Source organism: Photorhabdus cinerea, from assembly GCF_011189575.1.
Classification (GTDB): Bacteria; Pseudomonadota; Gammaproteobacteria; order Enterobacterales; family Enterobacteriaceae; genus Photorhabdus; species Photorhabdus cinerea.
The window spans coordinates 149,330-172,670 of sequence record NZ_PUJW01000002.1 but is presented as its reverse complement, the minus strand read 5'-3'; the positions used below and the strand labels follow the sequence as shown (position 1 = coordinate 172,670).

At 38.8% G+C, this 23,341-nt stretch carries 19 protein-coding genes and 1 pseudogene; 7 read left to right on the top strand and 13 right to left on the bottom strand.

Going from position 1 to position 23,341, the window contains the following annotated elements:
* Positions 1–19: 19 nt before the first annotated feature.
* Positions 20–2,401, bottom strand: coding sequence for a M60 family metallopeptidase (locus C5469_RS02930; RefSeq protein WP_166302105.1), 2,382 nt, complete (start codon positions 2,399–2,401; stop codon positions 20–22).
* A gap of 423 nt (positions 2,402–2,824) precedes the next feature.
* Here C5469_RS02930 and C5469_RS02925 point away from each other — a divergent pair, with 423 nt between their 5' ends.
* Positions 2,825–4,432 (top strand): ABC transporter substrate-binding protein, encoded by a 1,608-nt coding sequence (locus C5469_RS02925; protein ID WP_166302102.1) that lies wholly within the window; start codon positions 2,825–2,827, stop codon positions 4,430–4,432.
* A 70-nt stretch (positions 4,433–4,502) separates the two neighbouring features.
* On the opposite strand, the gene C5469_RS02920 is transcribed toward C5469_RS02925, so the two are convergent.
* Positions 4,503–4,748: a hypothetical protein gene (locus C5469_RS02920; RefSeq protein ID WP_166302099.1), complete on the bottom strand. Its 246-nt coding sequence runs from the start codon at positions 4,746–4,748 to the stop codon at positions 4,503–4,505.
* A gap of 667 nt (positions 4,749–5,415) precedes the next feature.
* On the opposite strand from C5469_RS02920, the gene C5469_RS02915 reads away from it, so the two are divergent.
* Positions 5,416–6,039, top strand: a complete 624-nt coding sequence (locus C5469_RS02915; RefSeq protein ID WP_166302096.1) for an RES family NAD+ phosphorylase — start codon at positions 5,416–5,418, stop codon at positions 6,037–6,039.
* A gap of 42 nt (positions 6,040–6,081) precedes the next feature.
* On the opposite strand, the gene C5469_RS02910 is transcribed toward C5469_RS02915, so the two are convergent.
* Together C5469_RS02910 and C5469_RS23460 are read right to left on the bottom strand one after the other, a co-directional pair.
* On the bottom strand, positions 6,082–6,771 hold the full coding sequence (locus C5469_RS02910; protein ID WP_242689378.1) for a hypothetical protein: 690 nt from the start codon (positions 6,769–6,771) through the stop codon (positions 6,082–6,084).
* Positions 6,772–6,908: 137 nt separating this feature from the next.
* The gene (locus C5469_RS23460) at positions 6,909–7,052 is read right to left on the bottom strand and encodes a ribbon-helix-helix domain-containing protein (protein WP_278249742.1); all 144 of its coding nucleotides are present in this window, start codon (positions 7,050–7,052) and stop codon (positions 6,909–6,911) included.
* Positions 7,053–7,249: 197 nt separating this feature from the next.
* Between C5469_RS23460 and C5469_RS02900 the strand changes: the two genes are divergently transcribed.
* Positions 7,250–8,860, top strand: a complete 1,611-nt coding sequence (locus C5469_RS02900) for an ABC transporter substrate-binding protein (RefSeq protein ID WP_166302090.1) — start codon at positions 7,250–7,252, stop codon at positions 8,858–8,860.
* A gap of 287 nt (positions 8,861–9,147) precedes the next feature.
* Positions 9,148–9,438: a hypothetical protein gene (locus tag C5469_RS02895; RefSeq protein ID WP_166302087.1), complete on the top strand. Its 291-nt coding sequence runs from the start codon at positions 9,148–9,150 to the stop codon at positions 9,436–9,438.
* A gap of 475 nt (positions 9,439–9,913) precedes the next feature.
* On the opposite strand, the gene hcaD is transcribed toward C5469_RS02895, so the two are convergent.
* The 6 genes from hcaD to hcaE are packed head-to-tail and all read right to left on the bottom strand — an operon-like array spanning position 9,914 to position 15,094.
* On the bottom strand, positions 9,914–11,089 hold the full coding sequence (hcaD, locus tag C5469_RS02890; RefSeq protein ID WP_166302084.1) for a phenylpropionate dioxygenase ferredoxin reductase subunit: 1,176 nt from the start codon (positions 11,087–11,089) through the stop codon (positions 9,914–9,916).
* A 13-nt stretch (positions 11,090–11,102) separates the two neighbouring features.
* Positions 11,103–12,044 carry a 3-carboxyethylcatechol 2,3-dioxygenase gene (locus C5469_RS02885; protein WP_166302081.1) on the bottom strand — a complete coding sequence of 314 codons (942 nt, stop codon included), beginning with the start codon at positions 12,042–12,044 and terminating at the stop codon, positions 11,103–11,105.
* Positions 12,041–12,877 (bottom strand): 3-phenylpropionate-dihydrodiol/cinnamic acid-dihydrodiol dehydrogenase, encoded by an 837-nt coding sequence (gene hcaB / locus C5469_RS02880; protein WP_166302078.1) that lies wholly within the window; start codon positions 12,875–12,877, stop codon positions 12,041–12,043. Before hcaB ends, C5469_RS02885 begins: the two co-directional genes overlap by 4 nt.
* Positions 12,878–12,879: 2 nt before the next feature.
* Positions 12,880–13,194: a 3-phenylpropionate/cinnamic acid dioxygenase ferredoxin subunit gene (gene hcaC / locus C5469_RS02875; protein WP_054476473.1), complete on the bottom strand. Its 315-nt coding sequence runs from the start codon at positions 13,192–13,194 to the stop codon at positions 12,880–12,882.
* The gene (hcaF, locus tag C5469_RS02870; RefSeq protein WP_166302075.1) at positions 13,194–13,736 is read right to left on the bottom strand and encodes a 3-phenylpropionate/cinnamic acid dioxygenase subunit beta; all 543 of its coding nucleotides are present in this window, start codon (positions 13,734–13,736) and stop codon (positions 13,194–13,196) included. The genes hcaC and hcaF overlap by 1 nt, the downstream gene beginning before the upstream one ends.
* Positions 13,733–15,094, bottom strand: coding sequence for a 3-phenylpropionate/cinnamic acid dioxygenase subunit alpha (gene hcaE, locus C5469_RS02865; RefSeq protein WP_166302072.1), 1,362 nt, complete (start codon positions 15,092–15,094; stop codon positions 13,733–13,735). Before hcaE ends, hcaF begins: the two co-directional genes overlap by 4 nt.
* Positions 15,095–15,230: 136 nt before the next feature.
* Between hcaE and hcaR the strand changes: the two genes are divergently transcribed.
* The 3 genes from hcaR to C5469_RS02850 all read left to right on the top strand — a co-directional run bounded on the left by hcaR (position 15,231) and on the right by C5469_RS02850 (position 17,977).
* The gene (gene hcaR / locus C5469_RS02860) at positions 15,231–16,109 is read left to right on the top strand and encodes a DNA-binding transcriptional regulator HcaR (protein WP_166302069.1); all 879 of its coding nucleotides are present in this window, start codon (positions 15,231–15,233) and stop codon (positions 16,107–16,109) included.
* Between the two features lie 115 nt (positions 16,110–16,224).
* Positions 16,225–17,124: an alpha/beta fold hydrolase gene (locus C5469_RS02855; RefSeq protein WP_166302066.1), complete on the top strand. Its 900-nt coding sequence runs from the start codon at positions 16,225–16,227 to the stop codon at positions 17,122–17,124.
* Between the two features lie 70 nt (positions 17,125–17,194).
* Positions 17,195–17,977 (top strand): fumarylacetoacetate hydrolase family protein, encoded by a 783-nt coding sequence (locus tag C5469_RS02850; protein WP_166302063.1) that lies wholly within the window; start codon positions 17,195–17,197, stop codon positions 17,975–17,977.
* 153 nt (positions 17,978–18,130) lie between these two features.
* Here the strand turns inward: C5469_RS02850 and C5469_RS02845 are convergent, their stop codons facing one another.
* From C5469_RS02845 to C5469_RS24680, 3 genes and pseudogenes are all read right to left on the bottom strand, one after another.
* On the bottom strand, positions 18,131–19,072 hold the full coding sequence (locus tag C5469_RS02845) for a pseudouridine-5'-phosphate glycosidase (protein WP_166302060.1): 942 nt from the start codon (positions 19,070–19,072) through the stop codon (positions 18,131–18,133).
* 99 nt (positions 19,073–19,171) lie between these two features.
* Positions 19,172–20,236 (bottom strand): thioesterase domain-containing protein, encoded by a 1,065-nt coding sequence (locus tag C5469_RS24685; protein WP_479687568.1) that lies wholly within the window; start codon positions 20,234–20,236, stop codon positions 19,172–19,174.
* Between the two features lie 1,479 nt (positions 20,237–21,715).
* Positions 21,716–22,960 (bottom strand): annotated as a pseudogene (locus C5469_RS24680) (amino acid adenylation domain-containing protein); the annotation flags it as partial.
* Positions 22,961–23,341: the final 381 nt, after the last annotated feature.

The window sequence follows — 23,341 nt, the reverse complement described above, 5'->3', positions numbered from 1 at the left end:
TAATCTGCATTAAGTATCCTTATTCAGCTAATATCAAATCGCCGGTTTGATAAATAACATAAATTTTCGTACCCATTCTAACTTCGATACTACAATGATCATCTTCTGTTAAAGTCATGTTAGTTGACCAGACTTTATTCGATAAAGATGAATACGCTGGCTTACCCTTATTTATTTCTGATTGATAAGCACCATTCTTTAGAGAAACATATTTATTATCCCGGAAATTTTCGTTAGCGAATGTGACTATCAGTTTATTTTTAGCCAATTCAACACGGACTATGGTTTGTTTTAAGAACATAAATTGTGCATCATCTACTTGTGAAAGATAAATATCCTTCTTCTTATACGATATTCCGCTATCATTTATATCTTTAATCAGTTCAGATAAAGTGTTTTGAGTAATATTATCATTTATTTTAGATTGGGATGAGTCCGTATATAAACCAGCAATTCTTTGCTTTATATTTTCTTCTGCAAAAGTTGTTTCGAATATTGCATAAGTCCCATTAGGTAATCGTGCTTGAATAGCTAATTCATTAGCATCATTTAAATTTTTATTTGTTACCCACGTTGATGGCGGAATAGAGCTGGAATAATAAGGTTTTCCTTTATTTATTTCCGATATATATTTGTTATTTTTCGTTGCAACATATTTATAATTTTTAAATAATTCATCCCTGAAATTCACGGTTAGATGATTAGAATCGATATTTATACTCATGAAGGTATTTATCAGGAACATCTCCTGTGCACGATGAAATACAGATGACATTTTGTTACTGTCATTGGCCTGTTTGATAGCCTCAAATATATTATCTAACTCGCTCTGGGTTACATTATCAGCAATTTCTGTATGATCTTGATCTTTGAATAAATTATTCAATCTTTCCCATAATTTAAAATCATAAACTGTCATGTTATAAACAGTGTATCTCTCTCCATCAAGTCTTACTTCAATTTCAATGAGATCATCTAAGGTAAAATTATGCGAGACTTTAACATTCAGACCACTTTCATCTAATTTTACGCTGCAATAAAACGGCTTGCCATCTTTTATTTCTGCAAGATATTGGCTATTCTTTTTGATGACATATTGATATGGAGTATGCCAATCAAGATCGATAGTAAATTCAAACTTACTTTCACTTAATAATGTTTTACTTATACTCTTCATAAAGTAAGCCAACTCAGGAATATATTTCTGCTGTGGCATCTTTATTGTAATCGAATTTTTGTCATCATTTTCCCAAATATTTTTCTCTAATGGTGGTAATGTTCTTAATATTTCTAATGTTTTCTCATCAGGTGTAATTCCCCATTTATCGAAAAAATCGGCTAAATTGATATTGGTCAGTTGAGATGAAGATATTATAAGCTGTTGTTTTTTATCATTATTGCTAACAGGCAATGAATCCATTAGCCTATAAGCTTGATGAAGCTGAGGATAAAATCCATTGCCGAATGTTAGTCTTAACTGCCATAGCATTCCTAACTTTATATTAATATCTTGAGCGTCAAAATTCTTTTCTTCGGCAACTAAATATTCTTTGATTTTAGGATAGTATTTATCAATGAAACTCGCTCTATCATAAAAACCTTCTTGTACAGCTAAAGAATACAAGTTTACTGTAACCTCAGACATTCCTGTTCCACCACTCCAGGTATAAGGAGATTGTTGCCTTTGATGACCACTTTCATGCCAAATTCCCCAGCCATTATTGGTAGTTAATAATCGTTGCAGGGCCGCATTGCCATTAAAGCCCATATGTCCATTAGTTGCAAACATATATAAACGATCCGCTTCTACATATAATAATTTATTTGGATCGGCCCTGTAGTCTACTTTCCCATCCTCTAATATTCCCGATATGCTATCCTGATGACGAATAAAGTCATCATAATATTTCATTAACGCATTAGGATCAGTCAGATATTTCTTAGCACTATTATATCTTACAACAATTATTGCTCGTTCACTGCTAAGTTGAACGACAAGTGCATCAGAATATAAATCCATCATATCTTCCCAATCTGTATTATTGGTTTCATTCAATTTAAATGATGGAACTTTCTGTAACTCTGATTGAATAATAATCTTCACATAACCATTATTATTGTTGTTGGTAAAACTGAGTAAACCTTCATTTTTTGAGGTGAATTTATTTAACCCTTCCGTTAACAAATATTTTTCTGGTTTATTAAGTTCAGGAACACCAATCACTGCATTTATAGAACTATTTGTTTCTCCTTCAACATTGATAATAATTTCCTGTCCGAAAATAACGTAAAATCCCGTTGGTTGCATTTCACTGTGTGCAAAAGATCTTCGCTGTATTTTTTTGTATTCATTAGCAGATCCATTACCATGTAAGGTTATCGCTTTCTTATTATCTATCATATTATTACTACCTTCTAGTTTGGGTTTGGAACATTGAAAAAATGCAGAGTAATTGAATCACGAATTAATGATTTCGTTTGAAATAATACCACTGTCAAAAAATTACCCAACAACTATAAAAGTAAAGTCGTCCATCAAGAAATGATTCTATAACACCCAAAAACTCCCTATTTCAAATAAAACAACAACTCCTGCGGTAAAGGGCCTTTAGATTCAGAATACATAATTAAATCCATTATTTAAATCTCATGACATTGATGAAGCTTCACTAAACATTTTATACTAATACTTCATTGTGGTTATATCTATCCCATTTAAAATAGGATATTCAATATAATCATATAATTTTAATCTGAATTTTATCAACCAATTGATTCCCCTGAATTAAATACCAAAAAATGAGATCCTCCTGGAGAACAAACAATGGCGAAAACAATAAGAAATATATCTTTACTCACAGGTATTATACTTGGCAACTTGACATTATCTCATGCAGCAATTATTCCATCTGGTACACAACTGGCAGTTAACCAAGATATTATTCGTAATAATGGTTCAGAACCCGCATCTCTTGACGTCCATAAAGTCGAAAATGATGTCGAGTTTAATATTATTAACGATTTTTTTAGTGGATTAGTCAGTACAGATCGTGATGGCAAGTTAACCCCTGATTTAGCTGCTCGTTGGGAAACCAAAGATAATAAAGTATGGTTATTCCATCTAAGAGAAGGAATAAAGTGGTCTGATGGTTCACCGATTACTGCACATGATGTGGTTTTTAGTTGGCGTCGTTTAGTTGATCCGCAAATGGCGTCTCCATATGGCAGCTATATTGAAAATATGCATATAGTAAACGCCAAAGATATTCTCTCTGGAAAGAAAAAAACCAATGAATTAGGTGTAAAAGCACTGAATAATCTGACAGTAGAAGTAACGTTAGAACAGCCCGTATCCTATTTTTTACAGATGCTGGCATATCCTATTATGGTGCCAATTAGCCAAAAAGCCGTTGAGAAATATGGCGAGAAATGGACTCACCCAGATGTATTCGTCAGTAGTGGCCCATTTAAATTGGCTGAATGGATCGTCAATGAAAAAGTGGTTGGAGTCAGGAATCAACAATATTGGGATAATGTACATACCGTCATCAATAAAGTCACCTATCTCCCAATATCATCAGAAACAGCAGATATAAATCGATATCTGTCAGGAGAAATCGATATAACAAAGAGCATCCCATCGACTTTATTTAAATCTTTAAAAGCAAAATTAGGTGATCAGGTTCACATTACACCCGCATTAGGTGTTTATTATTATGATCTGAATAACCAAAAAGCGCCTTTTAATGATGTTAGGGTCAGGCAGGCATTAAATCTAGCTTTAGATAAAACCATTATAGCAAATAAAATATTAGGGCAAGGTCAAGAACCTGCTTATAACCATACTCCACCGAATACCGGAGGAATGAATCTAGAGCAGCCTGATTATGCATCGTGGACACAACAGTCAAGGATTGAAAAAGCCAAACAGTTATTGAATGAAGCCGGTTACAATAGCAATAATCCATTGAAATTTAACTTGCTTTATAATACATCAGAAGAGCATAAAAGAATTGCGATCGCAGCAACATCAATGTGGAAGAAAAATCTGGGTGTAGATATTGTCTTACAAAATCAAGAGCGAAAAACAATGTTAGATACAATACGTCAAGGTAATTTTGATATGGTGAGATATGCACGGATTGCTGATTACAATAATCCGGCATCATTTTTAAATAACTTTGTTACTCATAGTTCCAATAATACATTTTTATACCGCAATGAAATTTATGATAATTTGGTGAGAAAAGCCAAAGCAACAAATGATCAGAAATATTTCCAGCGAGCAGAAAATATTCTGGCAAAAGACGTCCCTGCTATTCCTGTGTTTTATTATGTTGGTGCCAGACTGGTAAAACCTTATATTGGCGGATATTACCTGAGTCCACTCGGTTTTATGTCGTCGAAAGATCTTTATGTTATTAAGCACTAGTGTGATATTATTGTAGTATTTTAAATAAAAGGGAAGTTAGTGATCGACTTCCCTTTTAAAGGACGATTGATTAATCAGATACAAATTCAAATTCTGCAATAGTATTATCAAAAGAACACATATCTTCTTTAATCACTTTATTTAGCTCATCGACATTTCCACCATTAAAAGGAATTATAATTTCATTCCCTCTATAATCAACCTCACGCCAATCTACGCCCCAGTTTACTCCGGATTTCTTTCCCCACTTCTCCATCCATGCCCGAATTGTTATCGGACTTAGATTATATCTTATCGGAATTCTCACACGCGGCATAATCTTACCCTATAGTATTCATGTGGAATACAGTTGTTTATTATTCATCATTATCAATTTCTTTAATGACATCACAAATTAATGATATAGAGAAATCTACTGATTTGCAGTTGGTTGATGTAATCCCTATATTTTCAGAAAACAAACCTATCCTGCTAATTAAACAATAGTATAATTATGTAATAAATCAATCATCAATATAAATCTTGATAATTGATTTATTATTCCATTTTGTTATTAATAATTTCTCTGCCACAAATTAAATAGAGATAAGTCTGAGTGTGGATATTATTTTACAGAATCAAGAATAAGAAACAATGTTAATTACAATATATCGAGATTATTTTGATATCAATTGAGATTATATAAGCCAATCTTATTTTACATCGTCGAAAAATCTACTGGCGTTATTAAACACAATCACCATATCCTTTCTCTTTTTCATACAGGTTGTCATCAATGTAAATTCAAGTTGTCGTTACGCCCCCCGAGCGGGTTAGGTCTCATATTTAACTTTATTTATCAAAACATGTACCGTCCCCCCTTGTGCGATCCCTTTTCTATAATACACTTTTAGTTACTGGACAAATGTCCGGCGTTACACTTTTGTCGTAACCAGACCGGAGACAACTTATAGCTGAAACAGGCAGGAATAAAGGAATGTTCAATGGTAACAAAATCAGGTGAGACCCCCGATTCGGTGGCAAAGAAGATCAATACACTCACCATCGATAAAATCACACAAAGCATCATCACCATTTCAGCCGGCACGGTTTTTTATCGACTGCAAGAGGGTGAGCATGCAGGCAGTGGCGTGTTCTTTAACCACAACGGGGAACACTCTCGATACGGGCTAACAAACGGTTCAAATGGCAGCCTGTATCTAGCCAACTCACCGAGAACATCGATGAAAGAGGTATTTCAAAACCTGCCAGCTATTACAGACCGAGAACTAGACGAATACCACATGGTTACATTGGTGACAGAAAAGGACTTGCGCGTTGTGGACATTACCCTGCTTGCGCCGAAAATGCACGTAACCGCCCATCAACCAACTGGAACAGACTATCGGAACACCCAGAAGCTCGCCGCGAAGCTGTTACCACACGCAAACGGGCTAGTCTACATGTCTAATGTCACACTCGAACCCTGCGTAGTACTTTGGCATAACGATCCATCGGGTAAAGGCGTGATACACACCGCAGAGCTAAAAGTGCTTAGAGATTTTGAGTACGAAGGGGAAATAGCCGAAGACATTCTGGTGAACGACCTGGATATTCCAGTAATATGACAGAATGGGTAACTAGCAAAAGAAGCAGTTACCCTTTTTTTATTATGCGGCGTCTTGAGTACCAAATAACTTAGCCAAGCGAATAATTGCCTGAAGTTTATCATCCGAAATACCCTCTCGCAGTATATCGATGATAGTGAATTCTTGATCCTCCGGCAGGCGATAATCCAGCACGTTACGTTTCTGCGCGAAAAAGCCGTACTGCATCACGCCGCTGAAACGACTCAGGTGAGGTAGAATCTCCGCCATTCCTTTCAGCACACCTTTTTCACTTTTACTTTCATCATCTGAAAACTGAAAAACGGGATAGATAAACTCACCATCCTGTTCAAGAGCCAATAATTTACCGGTGTCCTTTTTCTTTTTAACCGTTACCTTACTGACACCCAACAGCTTTGCTACTTCAGCAGAACTTAACACCCCGCCATTTTCACGTACATTGTCAAAAAAACGCGCGCGACTACGCACACGGTTGAGTAGCCTTCTCTTTTCTGGCGTCAGTTCAGACAGCGCCCACGCCGGCATAGCCTGAAACAACATGCTGACTAGAAACTGGTTATCCGGCAACGCTAACTGACGCTTAATACCAGCATTACCTTGACTACGGATATTATTTGCCAATTCTTTTACGATATTCTCAAGGCGATCAGCCGCTGCATCTGCATCATCGTACTCATGATGAGAAACCGCCACGTTACTATCAAGACTGGTTCTCCTATATAAAACTTGCATAATGCACCTCATATTAACGACTGATGATACAAAAAATATACATACAATCGTTAACCAATGCAAATCTTATCCACCTGTACCGTGATCAAAAATCTGCCCTTTCCTTATCAACTGATATCAATCAAGAACAACTTTTATCAGTGTTTACGCGCCCAGTCCAGAGCCTCATCTACCATCGAAGTTAGATCCATTTCGCTTATATCCGCGTTAGAAACCTTAATCTGTTCCGCGGTCAGCTCCAATATGTGTGACCGCACCGCCTCTACTATAAAATGGGACAAATCCCCGGGAGCATAGATAACTATGTGACCGGGGTGAGTGAGTGCAGCCGACAAAGAGGCAACTTGAAAGATAACGGGTATATCTATAATTATCCCTGTTTACTTACCTAGACAGAGTAATTTACAGAAAAGCAAATATCAGGTATTGCTCAATTTGCAGTTTAAATTCTAAAAAATGTGAGCTTATTGGAGAAATTATGATGAAAAAGGCGGTAAGAAATATATCTTTATTCACAGGAATAATAATTGGGAGTTTGACATTATCTCATGCAGCAATTATTCCACCAGACACACAATTGGCAATTAATCAAGAAATTGTCCGTAATAATAGTTCAGAACCCGCTTCTCTTGATGTCCATAAAGTTGAAAGTGATGTTGAATTTGATATTATCAATGACTTTTTTAGTGGATTAATCAGTATAGAACGTGATGGAAAGTTACATCCTGGTTTAGCTGCCCGTTGGGAAACTAAAGATAATAAAATATGGGTATTTCATCTCAAAGAAGGAATAAAGTGGTCTGATGGTTCACCGATTACTGCGCATGATGTGGTTTTTAGTTGGCGACGTTTAATTGATCCGCAAATAGCATCTCCATATGGCAGTTATATTGAAAACATGCATATTGTAAATGCCAGAGATATTCTTGCTGGAAAGAAAAAAACTGAAGAATTAGGTGTAAAAGCATTGGATAACTTAACAGTAGAAGTGACGTTAGAACAACCGCTATCCTATTTCTTACAGATGCTGGCCCATCCGGTTATGGTGCCAATCAGTCAAAAAGCTGTTGAAAGATATGGTGAGAAATGGACTCAACCGGATGTGTTTGTCGGCAGCGGGCCATTTAAATTATCGGAATGGATTGTCAATGAAAAGATAGTTGGAGTCAGGAATCAACAATATTGGGACAATGAACATACCGTTATTAATAAAGTCACTTATCTTGCCATAACATCAGCAACAGCAGCCGTAAGTCGCTATTTATCGGGAGAAATAGATATAACAAAAAGCATTCCATCAGTTTTATTTGACTCTTTAAAAACCAAATTAGGCAATCAGGTTCATATTTCACCTACATTAGGTGTTTACTATTATGGATTTAATACCCGGAAAGCACCTTTTAATGATGTTAGAGTCAGACAGGCATTAAATTTAGCTTTAGATAAAAATATCATAGCAAATAAGGTATTAGGGCAAGGTCAAAAATCTGCTTATAATCATACCCCGCCAAATACAAGTGGAATAGATTTAAAACAACCTGATTATGCATCATGGACACTGGCGAAAAAAATTGAAAAAGCCCGGCAGTTATTGAATGAAGCCGGTTATAATAGAAATAACCCGTTGAAATTTAATCTTCTTTATAATACATCAGAAGATCATAAGAGAATTGCTATTGCAGTGTCCTCAATGTGGAAGAAAAATCTAGGGGTAGATGCCATTTTACTAAATCAAGAATGGAAAACCATGTTAGATACAATGCATCAAGGTAATTTTGATGTCGTAAGACATGCATGGATGGCTGATTATGATCATCCAGCATCGTTTTTAAATAATTTTGTTACCAATAGCTCTAATAATACCTCATTATATAGTAATGATATTTATGATGACCTGATCCAGAAAGCTAAGGCAACAAATGATCCAACATATTTTCAGCAAGCAGAGAATATTTTGGCAAAAGATATTCCAGCAATTCCTATTTACCATTATGTTAGTGCCAAACTGGTAAAACCTTATATTGGCGGATATTATATCAGCCCTCTCGGTTTTATATCGTCGAAAGATCTTTATGTTATTAAACACTAACCGGACAATACTGGAGTTATTATAGCATTTAAATAAACATTACGGTTTGAAAAAATTTAACTCGTTTCAAACCGTAATAAATCATCCGATAGTTTAAATTAAAAACTGCTTTGATAATTTATTTCAAATATTAATTGTAGTGATCAGTTATTTTATGAAATGAAAACCATAAAGAATATCAGATTAAATAGGATTTTCTCATCTACACTTAATGTTGTTAGTCCAAAGCAACATCCTAATAAGTCAAATCTTAATAAAATCAGATTGGAATAGTGAGGGGTTGTAATATGGGCATGATTCATGTTACCAACAATACGAAAAATGATACGATTGAAGTTTCAATTAACTACTGGAGCACTGATTACGCACGATTCACAGTGTCCGACAATTATTTTAATATCAATCCTGGATATTTTAGGGCTGCTTGGTTTGTTGAAGATTCGCGCGGTTATATCATGTCAGTCAAAAAGTTAGGAATCACAGCTTCATATTTCATTTTACCTGACACCAAAATTATTGTCGGAGAAAATCGAGTAACAGAAAATGAGTATGTGATAAGACCTTTATTGGTAAGCTAGTTCATTTATATTTAATGTTGTTAGTCCGAAACAGCATCCTAATAAATCAAATCTTAATGAAATCAGATTGAAATAGTAAGGGAGTTGTAATATGGGCATGATTCACGTTACCAACAATACGAAATGTGACATAATTGAAGTTGCAATTAACTACTGGAGCACTGATCAAGCACAATACAAAGTGTCCGACGATTATGTGACTATAGTTCCTGGAGGTTCCAAAGATCCTTGGGTTGTCGACGATTGGCGTGGTTATATCATGTCAGTCAGAAGGCTAAAAATCATATATTCATATTTCGTTTTACCTGATACTAAGATTATTGTCGGAGAAAATCGAGTGACAGAAAATGGGTATGTAATAAAACCGTTACTTGTAAGATAGTTCATTGCCTTAATTGAGTATAATCGGTGACCATCTAAACGGTCACCGAATTCAATAATAAAACCACTTATATACAAGCTAGCTATTCAAATATTACACCGAAACCGAAACAACCGTAGGATTAGCAAGTAATTTCCGTAAATTCCGCATTTCCCTTCCCTGATTGATGGCAACAGCACCTACTAAGATTTTATTTTCTGTACCGATCAAAATGGCTTTATCTGATTGCAAATCACCTTTGATATGCCAATTTTCAGCCTGCATTTTACCAATCATTTGAATGTTAATGCCCCATTGATCGGTCCAGAACCACGGAGCACCTAGTTGCGGAGGCTCCAGCCCCATCATGGCATGCGCGGCAATAGTCGCCTGGCGGTTAGCATTTTCCCAGGTTTCGCGGTGCTGGAGTTCACCGGTCAGTGGTTCTCTCTGGAGGCAAACATCTCCGGCTGCAAAAATATCCTGCTCAGAAGTCTGACAGTGATCGTCAATGACAATACCCCCATTGGTAACCAAACCCGCATCAACCGCGAGCTTATCCCTGAATTCGGCACCAATACCATAAATAATGATATCCCCGATCACCGTTTCTCCAGTGTTCAACATCAGAACTAATTCACCACCCCGCTTTTGCGCGGAAACAATATTGGTATCAAGGAAGAATTGAACCCCTTTTTCTTGATGACGATACAAAAGATAGTCCTGCAATAACGGAGGGGCACAACGTGCCATGACACTATCAGCCTGCTCAATAACTGTCACGTTTGCACCCAGTTCACGAGAAGTTGCCGCCAGTTCCATACCAATAACACCACCACCGACAACTAAAACCCGTTTACCTTCTTTCACCGCCTGGCGTAAACGTTGCGCATCATCCAATGTTCTCAAGGTATAAACATTTTCACCCAGTTGATCGAGTAACGGAAACCGCCTGGCTCTCGCCCCCATTGTAAGCAGGAGTTTGTCATACCTGAGCTTGTCACCATTTTCCATAACCACGCAATGTTCCAATGGGACAATATGGCTGACCGGCTGACCTATGCGCAAATCTATCCGGTTATTCAGATAGAATTCTTCAGAGAACAGATACTTCGGTTCTGTTTCCGATTGCGTCAGATACTCTTTTGATAAGGTAGGCCGCTCATAAGGCGCATGATATTCTTTACCAATTAAAATAATATCACCATCAAACTGTTGCTGTCGCAAGGTTGCGGCAGCCATAGCTCCCGCTTGCCCAGCCCCGACAATAATAAAAGTCTGACCTCGCATATTACGCTCCTATTTAAGCCACCGGTTGAGCGCTGACCATTGCCATCCCAGCCAACCATTCCCGAATAGGTTGGTAATAATGCCGTTGTACCTGATATTCACCATAAACAGAAAGCGCTGCAAAAGCCGCAATCCAACAGCGAATCTCCTGTCCCCCTTTACCACCCTGAATGTCGATTGCTTCATCCGTTAATGAAGCAAGGCGCTGTATATCTCCACTACAAAAAGTATTCAGCAATTCGTCATCCCACTGGGGACTCAATGGAACAGCAACATTTTCGCCACGAACCAACGCTTCTCCAACCGCAATCACTCGGCTTTGCCGTTTCTGACGAGCCTCTTTTGTTGGATTTCTGCCTGCTATCAAGAATTCCTCAACTTGTGGCGAAGCCTGTCCAATCTGCGATATCGGTGGATCATGTGATAAACCACCAGAACCGAGCAGCAGTACCCGCTGATCTGTAGTAGACAGAAACTGACCAACTGCGCGGCCCAACGCAACTGCACGATGGCACCCAGGTAATGGCCTGGCCGCACAGTTAATAAATATTGGGATGGTTGGATAATGCTGTAAATCCTGACAAAGCAACATCAAGGGTTGAGTAAAACCATGATCAGCTTGCATCCGCCAGGATTGGGCAACATCAATTCCTGCGTTATATAAGGCAGAAATTAATTCTTTCGCTGTGTTTTCAGGAACATTTAGTGGCCCTTTACCAATATCCCAATCCCCCACAGCATTCGCCCTCACTCCAACACAAAACGCTGGCATGAGATCATAGAAGAAGCCATTAAAATGGTCAGGTGCGAAAATCACAATTAACTGTGGATCATATGCTTTTACCTGTTCAGCCAGTTGCTGAAAAACCTGCCGAGCATGCTTTTCTGTCGTCTCAGTTGGAGAACAAAAATCCATCAAAGGCGTGTGTGAGGTACAAATCAACTTAATGGTCATCTGAAATTCCTCTTCTTATCTGGTGACATGACTCCCGCTGTAACCTGGCGAATTCCACGGATACTTAGCCCTGCATCAGCCGTTATCATGACACCGGTTAAAGTGCGATTGTTTGCACGAGAAGCGAGCATGACATACGGGCCGGTGAAATCCTCCGGTTGAGGGGTGAATTGCAGAGGTAAAATCGCACCGATAATTTCCGGGGACAAGCTATCTATAACGGATTGATCTTGTTGGGATAATGCTACAGGACCTCGAAGATCACTTGGCATACCACAAGGCGCAACCCCATTAACTCTAATAACCGGCGCCAATTCATAAGCTAACTGACGGATCATCCCGACGGCTCCATGTTTGCTAGCGGTATACAGCACACCACCCCCACCAGAAAACCATGACGAACCTGACAGCGTAAAAATCATGCTGCCTTCTGATGCTGTCAGAGCAGGTAATGCAGCTTTAGCGCCTAAAATGTACCCTTTCAAGTTAACAGCCATCAGTTCATCAAACCCTTTGTCAATCTGTTCTGCTGATGCATCAAGCAAGCTAATTTTGTGATCCCAAATGCCAGCATTACCAACAAAGCAGTCTAGTTTGCCAAAACATCGGACAGTTTCAGTCACTGCCCGCTCATTATCTTCAAAAGAGACAACATTACCCTGAATAACGCAGACACTTTTACCAAAACAATGAACCAAGGCAGCCGCTTTCTCCGCAGATAATTCCAGTATACCAACTCTGGCACCTTCAGCGATAAAACGCTCTACCAAAGCCAATCCCAAACCAGAACCGCCGCCAGTTAATAAAATGACCTGATCTTCAAGCCAACTCATTATTACTCCTCCGCTACTGTGATATAGATTTTTCCATCCTCAACAACAACAGGATACGTTTTCAATGGTTCTGTAGCGGGAAGACAAAGCGCCTTCCCGGTTTTGAGACAAAAGCTGGCCGTATGCAGTGGACACTCAACTGTCGCATTGTCTTCCAGATACCCTTCGGATATAGAGGCATTACCATGACTGCACCGGTCATCAACAGCATAGAACTCACCGTCATAGTGAAAAAGAGCAATATCAGGCGTGTATTCAACCTTACGCGCTTCTCCATCGGGCAGTTCTTCAACAGTACATACAAATAACTGGCTCATCAGAATAAAACACTCAAGTTATGGAAAGTTAAAACCGCCTGGTCTAGGGTAATTTCACGTCGGCAAATTAACCAGCTACCGGTTTCCAAATTACGGCGAACACAATCCAACCGCTTGCCGACATAAAAAGCTTCATCTCGCTCTTTTTGTGAACGGTACAACAGATAGTTGGACTGAACATGAAATTGGTCAGGCGAATCAGTTTCAGTAATCACCAAGTTTGTTAGTAAATGACGAGTGCGGGACGGCGGTTCTTCTGCCCACGCCATACCGGTTTCCAACCGAGCAATTCGGCGTTCAAGCTGAAATTTATTATCGTTAAATAACCAAGTTGTTGGTGGTTGGATGCTCTTGCGGCGATCACGGGTTTGTGCATTAACAATAGTGCGCATGGTATAGCTGAGATCTTCTGATAACAGCTCAAGCCAATCACGAAATTGCCATTCATCCAGTAAAGCTGCTTCGTAATACAGAAACTGGCTTATTTCATAATGCAGCTCTGACGTTACCCGCTTTTCTTTATTGATGATTAGTTCTTTCATTTAACCAACTCCTGCTGATAAGCCCGACTCTTTTCCTCTATCTCATCCCAAGTTTCACTGGTGAGTAAGTCAGCCCAGCGTTGATACATGCCGCGGGCTACAGTTTCAGAAAAAACATCGTTGGTCACACCTGGAATTCCATCATTTCGCACCCTTTCTCGTCCCAGTCCCATTTCCAGACACAACGTGCTGTTACGAGCTTTGTAGCCTTTAAGTACCTTCTGGATTTCCACCCAATTTTCAGAATCATCTTGTTCCAGAAAACCTGATGGGCCAAATGCACGAGTAGTACTGTTTTCAAACGCTTGTTTTACCTCTGGAGAAGCCGCTTTATCTGCAATGCAAAATGCCCATACCTCCACTTGGTCTGGCCCTCGTGGATGCCAAACCCGCATAGTAGCGGTACCGTTCAGCCAGGAAAGTGTCGGGAAAATATTGTTGTGACCCGCAAGACGCAATGCCCGGACTTTCCCCAGACGTTGCTCTACTTCGGTATAGGTTTCACGGTAGTAACGGGCAACAGCACCATCAACCCAAACATTGGCATCCGGTTTTTCTGTCAAGAAAAATCCACAGCCGTGACCATTTTGAGCGAATTGCACCGCATCTTTTGCTGTTTCCCAAACGGGTCGTGCAGTCTGACCAGCACCTAATGCTTTTTCATCGTCCCCCTCTTTTACCCCTAAAACTTGTACAGCAGAGGCATGGCTAAATAAAGCATGGTATTGATCGCCGGCAAACTGCTCAGCCGGGAATTTCCAGTTACAATTGATGAGCCATTTTTGTACACCGCCAATGACTTCTGTTCCTCCCTCACGGCGATCAAGTACACCATCAAGATACCAAGCCATATCACCGAGATAATCAATCAAGGACGGTGCCGTGGTATCCCAGTTACCGAAAATTAACCCTTTATAACTTTCCACACATGGCACTTCCTGAAGACCCCATTTCTCTTTACAAAGCCCATGCGGATAAGCTCGCGCTTCCAACGGAACATCAACTAATCGCCCATCAACACCATATGCCCAGCCATGATAAGGACAAGTAAACGCGCGAGTATTGCCGCTATCCGCGTAACAAACCCGCATAGAACGGTGACGGCATTGATTTAGAAAGGCTTTAACGGAACCATCTTTCTGGCGGACAACGACAACACTGTCTTCTCCCATATAAGTATTAAAAAAGTCGCCCGGACGCGGGATTTGGCTCTGGTGAGCCAGAAATAGCCAACAACGACCAAATATTCTTTCAAGTTCTAATTGGTAGAGTTCAGGATCGATATAAATCTGAGGAGTTACACGACCAGCTCGGGCATCAATCAGGCGGTAGATATCTGAATTTTTGCTCAATGTCATATTATCTGATCCTTATGTAAAAGAAAGGTTGACTTTTTGCCAACATGAAAAATGAATGCTATTAATAGATTAATATTTTGTGAAATACATTGTTTGTTTAATTTAAGACTTTTTTTCGATATATGAGGAAACGGCAATGGAATTAAGACACTTACGATACTTTATTGCAGTAGCAGAAGAATTAAATTTTACTAAAGCTGCGAAAAAGTTGCATACCGCACAACCTTCGTTAAGTCAGCAAATAAAAGATTTAGAGGATTATATCGGATCTACGTTGTTAGAAAGGAACAAACGCAGAGTTTCTTTAACCAAATCTGGGGAAGTTTTCCTACAACAGGCCAGAATTATTCTTGATAACGCAGAGAAAGCCAAAAAAATGGCTCTCAGAGCGGCCCAAGAACAAATTGTGTTAACCATTGGATTTGTGCCATCAGCCGAAGTTAAAGTATTACCTGAAATTATCCCAACATTTCGTTTTTCTCATCCTGGATCAAAAGTAGAACTCATCAGCTTATTTCAACCAGGACAAGAAGAGAAATTATTACAAGGTGATATTGATGTCGCTTTTATGCGTCCACCAATAGAGAGTGATTATATTGATTTTAAAGTTATTCTTAATGAACCACTGGTCGTTCTGATGCCAGCTAACCATAGGTTAAGATACTGTGAAAAAATCTCAGTCAATGACTTACACGGTGAAAACTTTATTGCTACTGATTCCATACATTCCGGTATCTTACAACAGATTATAGAAAACTATTTTGCTGAACATAATGTTGTCCCTAACACGATTCAGACAGCTAATAATCTTTTATTAATTTTAAATATGGTCAGTATGAATTTAGGATGTGCAATAGTGCCATTTTATATCACTAGCATTATGACAGATGCCGTTGTCTGTCGGCCATTATCAGGGTATTCACCCACAATAGATATAATAATGGCATGGCGAAAAGACAATAAATCAGAATTATTAGCACATTTAATAGATGTTGTTGAGAATAAATATTTATAAATATAACAGTTATCGTTTTCACATTTAAGACCAGACATATTAAGTATTAGTGAATATTTCTATCCACCGTTATATTAATAATGAATTAACTCAAAGAAAATAAAGGAGATATCACGTGTCAATATCGACTAATCTTCAACATAAACCCGTACAACCGGAGTTCTGTTCTCTTTGGTCTGCAATTGCTAGTGGTGAAATTCATCTGCATTATATTGATGTAAAAGGGATAAGAACTCGTGTTCTTGAAGCTGGCAATGGCCCTACTCTGATTTTCCTACATGGTATTGCAGGCCATCTTGAAGCCTATATGCGCAATATTCTGCCTCATGCCGCCCATTTTCGTGTACTAGCAATTGATATGTTGGGACACGGTTTCACGGATAAACCTGACCGTGCCTATGAAATTGCCGATTATGTAGAACACTTGCGGGATCTTATCGAAACATTAAATCTGGAGAAAATTCATCTTTCTGGTGAGTCTCTGGGTGGGTGGGTTGCAGCCCGGTTCGCTGCAAAATATCCACAATACATTCACCGCCTAGTGTTGAATACCGCGGGTGGTATGATTGCTGATCCAAATGTAATGGAGCGCCTGCGTACTCTAAGCTTGAATGCAGTGAAAAACCCAGATCGGGAAGCGACTCGCAAACGCCTTGAATTCCTGATGGAAGATCCGGCTATCGTGACAGAAGACCTGGTTGAATCCCGTTTTGCTATTTATCGTCAACCAGATATGTTGTCCGCAATGGAAAGCATCATGTGCCTGCAAGATATGGATACCCGTTTACGTAACCTCCTGACCGAAAATGAACTGAGGCAAATTCAGGCTGAAACGCTGGTATTATGGACAACCCACGATCCAACAGCATCAGTTTCTGTGGGGCAACGGCTTGCCAAACTGATCAAAAACAGCCGTTTTGTTGTTATGGAACAGTGCGGTCACTGGCCTCAATATGAAGATCCGGACACATTCAACCAAATTCATATTGATTTTCTGCTAAATGGCAATAAATAACGCCTCTTTCAAACGAGTGATATTCCAATCGGAATGTCACTTTTTATCGCCTGGCCTGGAGCAACAACCGATGAATAATATAATAAACCACCTCAGCGAAAAACTGTTTCAATCATGGCGAAACAATCAAGCTATCGCTCCAATTTCCGATAATTATCCAGAATTGACATTACACGATGCTTATCTTATCCAGCAAAAAGTTATTGCTCATCGTCTGGAAACAACCGGTGAGCGAATTGTTGGTAAAAAAATCGGTATCACTAGCCAAGCGGTTATGGATCTATTGGGCGTAGACCAACCAGATTTTGGTATTCTCACCTCAGATATGTATTGCGAAAATAATTCCACTGTATCCGTTAAACAATTAATTGCCCCCAAAGCTGAAGGTGAAATTGGTTTTATCTTGAAACGTAATTTGCGTGGCCCGGGTATCACGGTTGCAGATGTGCTGCAAGCGACAGATTATGTCGTACCTTGCATCGAAATTGTCGATTCCCGTATCCGTGACTGGAAAATAAAAATCACAGATACCGTCGCCGATAATGCCTCATCAGGCTTATTTATCATTGGTGATGGAACCCGTCTGCCATCAGAAATTGATTTAGCTACCATCACAATGACGCTGGAAAAAAATGGTAAATTGATTGACACCGGTATTGGTGCCGCTGCACTGGGGCATCCAGCCAACGCAGTTGCCTGGCTAGCGAATATGCTAGGAACGCTGGATATGACATTGCTCCGTGGAGAAATCATTCTCTCTGGTTCTCTCGCCACAATGGTGCCAATTAATGCTGGTGATAAGTTGAAAATTAACTTACTCGGCTTGGGATCTGCTGGAGTCAATTTCGTCTGACAAGGTGAGTCACCCAACACCCACTGAAATAGGTTTGTTCCTGACAAACATTTATCCACTCAAGTTCAGTGTCTTAGTCGCCAACCGTGGACTATTAAAAACACAAATTACCTACCTCCCAAAAGAGGCGGTAGGTTCAGTGACTGCGATATTTTAAAACTGATATCCATTTTCATAAAAGCCGTGGGCTACCGCCAACTTTCCAGCAACTTCTGCGGTATTAACTAATACAGCCATATTTGCTTTCGCAGAGACCCCATCGGTTTCTCGGTCAATCATTCTCATCAGATACTTTGTCAACGAGTTACCAACAATATTATTCCTCTTAGCCTCTAATACCGCTTCTCGTATAATCATATCAATCTTTTGACTATCTATCGCATCCTCAGGCTTGGTTGGCGTCGTAATTAATATCCCTTTTCCTCCCGGCAACATCCAATTTATTTCAATAGCTTTAGCAATTACAGCGAGTTCATCAAGACGTTGTGGGCTTTTGAATCCGCTGGAACGGCAGTAAAATGCAGGAAAATCATCCGATTGATAGGATATAATTGGCACATTCCACGTTTCCAAAAACTCCAATGTTAATCCAATATCGAGGATATTTTTTGCGCCAGCGCAGACTACAGCAACACGGGAACGCGTTAACTGAGTCAAATCTGCTGATATATCCATACTCGTCTCCGCGCCTCGATGTACACCACCAATACCCGCAGAACAGAAGAACTTAATACCCGCTATTTCTGCTGCAAGCATCGACGATGCCACCGTTGTAGCCCCCATTCCACCACTCGCTAACACAACCGGAAGATCTCGACTCGTGACTTTTGGAACGTGAGATGCTGTAGCAAATTTCTCAATTTGCTCATCTGACATCCCAATTAAAAACTCACCATTATCTATTCCTATCGTTGCGGGTACTGCCCCACTTTTACGAACAGCCTGCTCAACACTCTTAGCTGTTGTGACATTATCAGGATAATCCAAGCCATGTGTAATCACATTGGATTCCAAAGCAACAACCGGTTTTCCCGAATCAAGTGCTTCTTTTACCTCAAGGCTGAATTTAAGTGGAGCGCTATTACTGATACTCATGTTATATACCTTTTAATTCTCTTAATATTATCTTCTAAATATATCTATTAATATCGACTTGTTACATCTTACGGATTGCATTTCTATATTACTGGCAATTTAAAATTGCTGGATTATTTTCTCAATCTCAGCAACACCTTCATTTTCCAACAGTTGATAGTGATCCGATATTAATTCAATTATTTTAGGCGATATTGATGAAACCACATCCGATTTTTCAATAAATGAATCATTATCTTTATTCGCCTTGAAAATAGTTATAGGCGTCTTTAGATATCGGCGATAAAGCTCATCAGCACTGTACCTGAAATCATAAGTTAAAGTCACAATCCTAACGATACGTTTTACTAATGATGGTTCCAAGTTTTTAAAACGACTACATATAAAGTTAATAAATGTCGTTTCACTATTCACCTGTTCTAAGCAAGTTTTAACCATTGGGCTATTGATCGAACGGGCAAACACAGAAAAAAGTATTTGAACAAAAGCCGGATTAGTAAATTCAGCTCCTTGATCATGATATTCCTCTTGCGTCATATTAAGATGAGGAGATCCCGGTGCTAACAGGTTCAACACCTTAACTTCTTCTCCAGCTTGTTCAAGCTGGTACGCAGCCTCAAATGCTACCCTGGCACCAAATGAATATCCCCATAATGTATATGGCCCTTCTGGCTGTATTTTCTTTATCTCTTTAATATCTTCTTCTGCCATTTTCTGGATAGATGAAAACGGTATTTCACTCTCGTTTATCCCATGTGCCTGTATTCCATAAAATGCCCTGCCAGGGACAACTTTATTGGCAAGCAACCTCAAACTCATAGGATATCCGCCCAAACCTGGCCAGCAGTAAATGGGATCTTCACTTGCTTGATTCAATAAAATTAATCTTGATATTGTTTTAGAATCTGCTTGTTCAATCCATTTAGCCAATGCTTCTATATTAGGAGATTGAAAAAGTATCTGTAGCGGAAAACAAATATTAAAGGCCACATTGATCTTATTAACCATAGCAACAGCCATCAAAGAATTACCACCACTTTCGAAAAAATCATCGTGAGCAGACACTGAATCCCATTTCATCACTTCCATCCAAATTTTTCCAAGCCTCAATTCAGTATCTGTACGTAATGGCACTAATGGTTTCTGTGTTGAGATATCCTCCATGACTTTTGATTCTGACAAAGACTGGTAATTTACTTTTCCATTAGCCATCAAAGGTAATTTATCGAAAACTAATACCTTATTTGGAATCATATATTGAGGAAGTTGTTGATAAAGATCATCTTTAATGATCTCAACCGGCCCTTTCATATGAACAACATCTTCTTTCATGCCTTCACAAGTATATTGCTCCTGGCTAATACCTCCACCTATGCAGAAATAAAATGCCGCCATGGGTCGATCAAGTGCATTGAGAATAGATCGCATCCTTTTCGCCGAAGGTAAATCGTTATTACTCTTAGAGCTGTAACCTGATGACATTAATCCAATACACAATTGATTACTTTGCAACGCGTGTAATCGACGACCCAGTGTAATATAATAATGCCATTCAGGGACACAATGTGGAATAATTGACACACCAAAACTGGAACGATCATAAACTTGCTGATTAATCGCGATAACATCCTTTTTCCTAACAATATCATTACTTATTCGTACAAATTCTCCGTTAGAAAAGTGATATAAACCACACGGCATCTCAGATATTTTATTATCATGTGTTTGTAAATAAATATCAGTATCAAATGGTAGCAATCGATTTTCATAGCTACATATTTCAAATGCACCGAGGTAATCATCCTGAATATCACCATCATACCAATCAGGGCATTCAGCTTGATACTCACTTTCACCAATACCTAAGCCGATTTCCGGCAATATATCGTCAAAGAGACCCAGCATATGACCCGCTTCCATTTCCAGAACTTCTTGTATATTGTTCTTATAAATGGGTTCAATGGCTTCATGCTTTCCAATAAAATGCACTTTTATCGTTGGCTTTTGCCGACGATTCAATGTTGAAATTTTTATTAACTTATGTGTCACTGGATGATAATAGTAAATCCCCGCATCCAAACTGAGAACGTTATGCAATTCAAAATACATTTGCGTCGCATAGAGAGCACCTGGTGAAGCATAGGCATATTTGGGCAATAAACGTTGATTACTGGTAAATTGACCAAAATAACGCAACACATAGCCAAAATCTTTGAGGGTTAAATGACTCAGTGGCAAAGAGCAAATTTCACTCGATTTAGTGGCTGTCAGCAATGTTTTTAATTTCTCTACCGTTATTTCTTCTCCTTCAAAATAACGATATGTCTTGCGACAAAATGCAGATTCTCTTTGCTTTTTCTCCCCTTCTTTAAAAGGAAGTAAGATTTCAGTACGATTTTTACACAATTCTTCACTTCGACAACCCGAATTAGAAAGTTGAGCTTTCACCTGTAGTTTATTGGCTTTTGATTTGTGATGAGAACTACTATTACCTTGATCCATCAGCGCAGCCTCTTTCTCATCCAATTCCACACAGGCTATAAGATTTTGGAAACCCGTTCTGGCATCTTTCTTAATTAACATTGCCGCCGTTTTTATCCAGCTATGCTCTTCAATCGCATGACGTATTTCATCAAGCTCAATACGGTAACCTCGTAACTTGACCTGGCTATCAACCCGACCAGCAAAATAAGTATTACCATCAGCCCCTCTGGTCACCAGATCTCCCGTTCGATATAACTGCTGGTGTTGAATTCCGGATACAAGGTGATTAAAAATAAACTTATCTTTTGTCATTTCTGGCCTGTGCAAATAGCCACGTGCTAACTGAACACCTGAAATATAAAGTTCGCCAACTTCTCCAACAGCCACAGGTAATCTGTTCCTATCAAGAACATAGTATTCTGTATTATCTACAGGTGTACCAATTGAAATAGACGTTTGATAATTCGGCAAAGTCTCATTTGTCACCCGGAAATACGATGAATTAATCGTACATTCTGTTGGACCATATAAATTAATTAATTCACAATGCGTAAAACTATTCAAAAATTGCGCGGCTAATTTGGTTGTCAGTGCTTCTCCCCCACTGAATACTTGAGTTAATGATAAGCAATCCAAAAAATTAGGATTATCCAGTAACGCTTGTAGTAAAGTAGGAACACATTGCAAAGTCGTTACTTGATGCTGAAGAATAGTTTTGATAATTGCATCCGGATCACGATAGCACCCTAAAGGACCAATAATCACCGGGCAACCGATTGCAGGTGCTAAAATTTCCCATTGAGCAGCATCAAAACTCATTGGCGTTTTCTGCAAAATCCGAGAGTGAGATCCTAACCTAAACGCTTTTGCAAGAAACCTCATTTGATTCACAATACTGTGATGTTCAATCATGACTCCCTTTGGTTTACCCGTACTACCAGAGGTATAAATAATATAAGCCAGACTGGTAGATTTGGGGGCTTGAGCCGTGTTTAGAATATCTTCTATTGTTCGTGTTTTTATAGTCAGAGCGACATCTTCTGGTGTCACAATTAATACTGATTTTGGTGCAATATCCTGTAGCTGTCCTTTTAAATGCGATTGCGTAAAAATCACATCAATGCCAGAATCTTCTATCATATATTTAAGGCGTTCAGCTGGATAATCAGGCGATAATGGCAAATAGGCTTTATCCGCTGATAAAATACCCCATGCACCACAAATTAAATCTATAGAAGGGTCACAAAAAAGCCCAATACCCACCGAATTCTTTGAGCTAATTTCTGACAAACAATACCCTATCTCTTTCACTTTCAAATAGAAATCAGCGTAGCTGAGTGATTCTTCTTTATCAATAACAACATACCTACCTGCCTGGCGTTTAATAAGTTGACTCTCAAGCATATCCATCAAGGTTATTGCTTTTTCTTTAAAGTCAACATCAGTGATTAAATCACATTGTGTAATATTATTTTCTAACATTTTCAATAACTTTATATAAAAATAAAATGAATGTCTTCGTAGTTAAAAATGACATTTTATCTACGAAACTATAAGTGTCTTTTTACTCATGATTTATGACTTATATTTCATTAAAATCATTCAATAAAATGACGTCAACAAAGGCACACTCTTTGCGGCAGGTTAATGCCTTAAAGATTATCTAAAAAGATTAATTTATTAGATGATGAGATTCAAAAATTTATATTTTGATTATTCAACACTCTCCGTAAATAAAACGATCATAACTTTCACTGGTGATATTAGAATATTTATTCGTAGTTT

What these genes read in the sequence shown, in the direction of transcription:
- C5469_RS02930 (WP_166302105.1), bottom strand. Translation starts at nt 2,401, where the DNA reads ATGATAGATAATAAGAAAGCGATAACCTTACATGGTAATGGATCTGCT.
- C5469_RS02925 (WP_166302102.1), top strand. Translation starts at nt 2,825, where the DNA reads ATGGCGAAAACAATAAGAAATATATCTTTACTCACAGGTATTATACTT.
- C5469_RS02920 (WP_166302099.1), bottom strand. Translation starts at nt 4,748, where the DNA reads ATGCCGCGTGTGAGAATTCCGATAAGATATAATCTAAGTCCGATAACA.
- C5469_RS02915 (WP_166302096.1), top strand. Translation starts at nt 5,416, where the DNA reads ATGGTAACAAAATCAGGTGAGACCCCCGATTCGGTGGCAAAGAAGATC.
- C5469_RS02910 (WP_242689378.1), bottom strand. Translation starts at nt 6,771, where the DNA reads ATGCAAGTTTTATATAGGAGAACCAGTCTTGATAGTAACGTGGCGGTT.
- C5469_RS02900 (WP_166302090.1), top strand. Translation starts at nt 7,250, where the DNA reads ATGATGAAAAAGGCGGTAAGAAATATATCTTTATTCACAGGAATAATA.
- C5469_RS02895 (WP_166302087.1), top strand. Translation starts at nt 9,148, where the DNA reads ATGGGCATGATTCATGTTACCAACAATACGAAAAATGATACGATTGAA.
- hcaD (WP_166302084.1), bottom strand. Translation starts at nt 11,089, where the DNA reads ATGCGAGGTCAGACTTTTATTATTGTCGGGGCTGGGCAAGCGGGAGCT.
- C5469_RS02885 (WP_166302081.1), bottom strand. Translation starts at nt 12,044, where the DNA reads ATGACCATTAAGTTGATTTGTACCTCACACACGCCTTTGATGGATTTT.
- hcaB (WP_166302078.1), bottom strand. Translation starts at nt 12,877, where the DNA reads ATGAGTTGGCTTGAAGATCAGGTCATTTTATTAACTGGCGGCGGTTCT.
- hcaC (WP_054476473.1), bottom strand. Translation starts at nt 13,194, where the DNA reads ATGAGCCAGTTATTTGTATGTACTGTTGAAGAACTGCCCGATGGAGAA.
- hcaF (WP_166302075.1), bottom strand. Translation starts at nt 13,736, where the DNA reads ATGAAAGAACTAATCATCAATAAAGAAAAGCGGGTAACGTCAGAGCTG.
- hcaE (WP_166302072.1), bottom strand. Translation starts at nt 15,094, where the DNA reads ATGACATTGAGCAAAAATTCAGATATCTACCGCCTGATTGATGCCCGA.
- hcaR (WP_166302069.1), top strand. Translation starts at nt 15,231, where the DNA reads ATGGAATTAAGACACTTACGATACTTTATTGCAGTAGCAGAAGAATTA.
- C5469_RS02850 (WP_166302063.1), top strand. Translation starts at nt 17,195, where the DNA reads ATGAATAATATAATAAACCACCTCAGCGAAAAACTGTTTCAATCATGG.
- C5469_RS02845 (WP_166302060.1), bottom strand. Translation starts at nt 19,072, where the DNA reads ATGAGTATCAGTAATAGCGCTCCACTTAAATTCAGCCTTGAGGTAAAA.
- C5469_RS24685 (WP_479687568.1), bottom strand. Translation starts at nt 20,236, where the DNA reads ATGGAGGATATCTCAACACAGAAACCATTAGTGCCATTACGTACAGAT.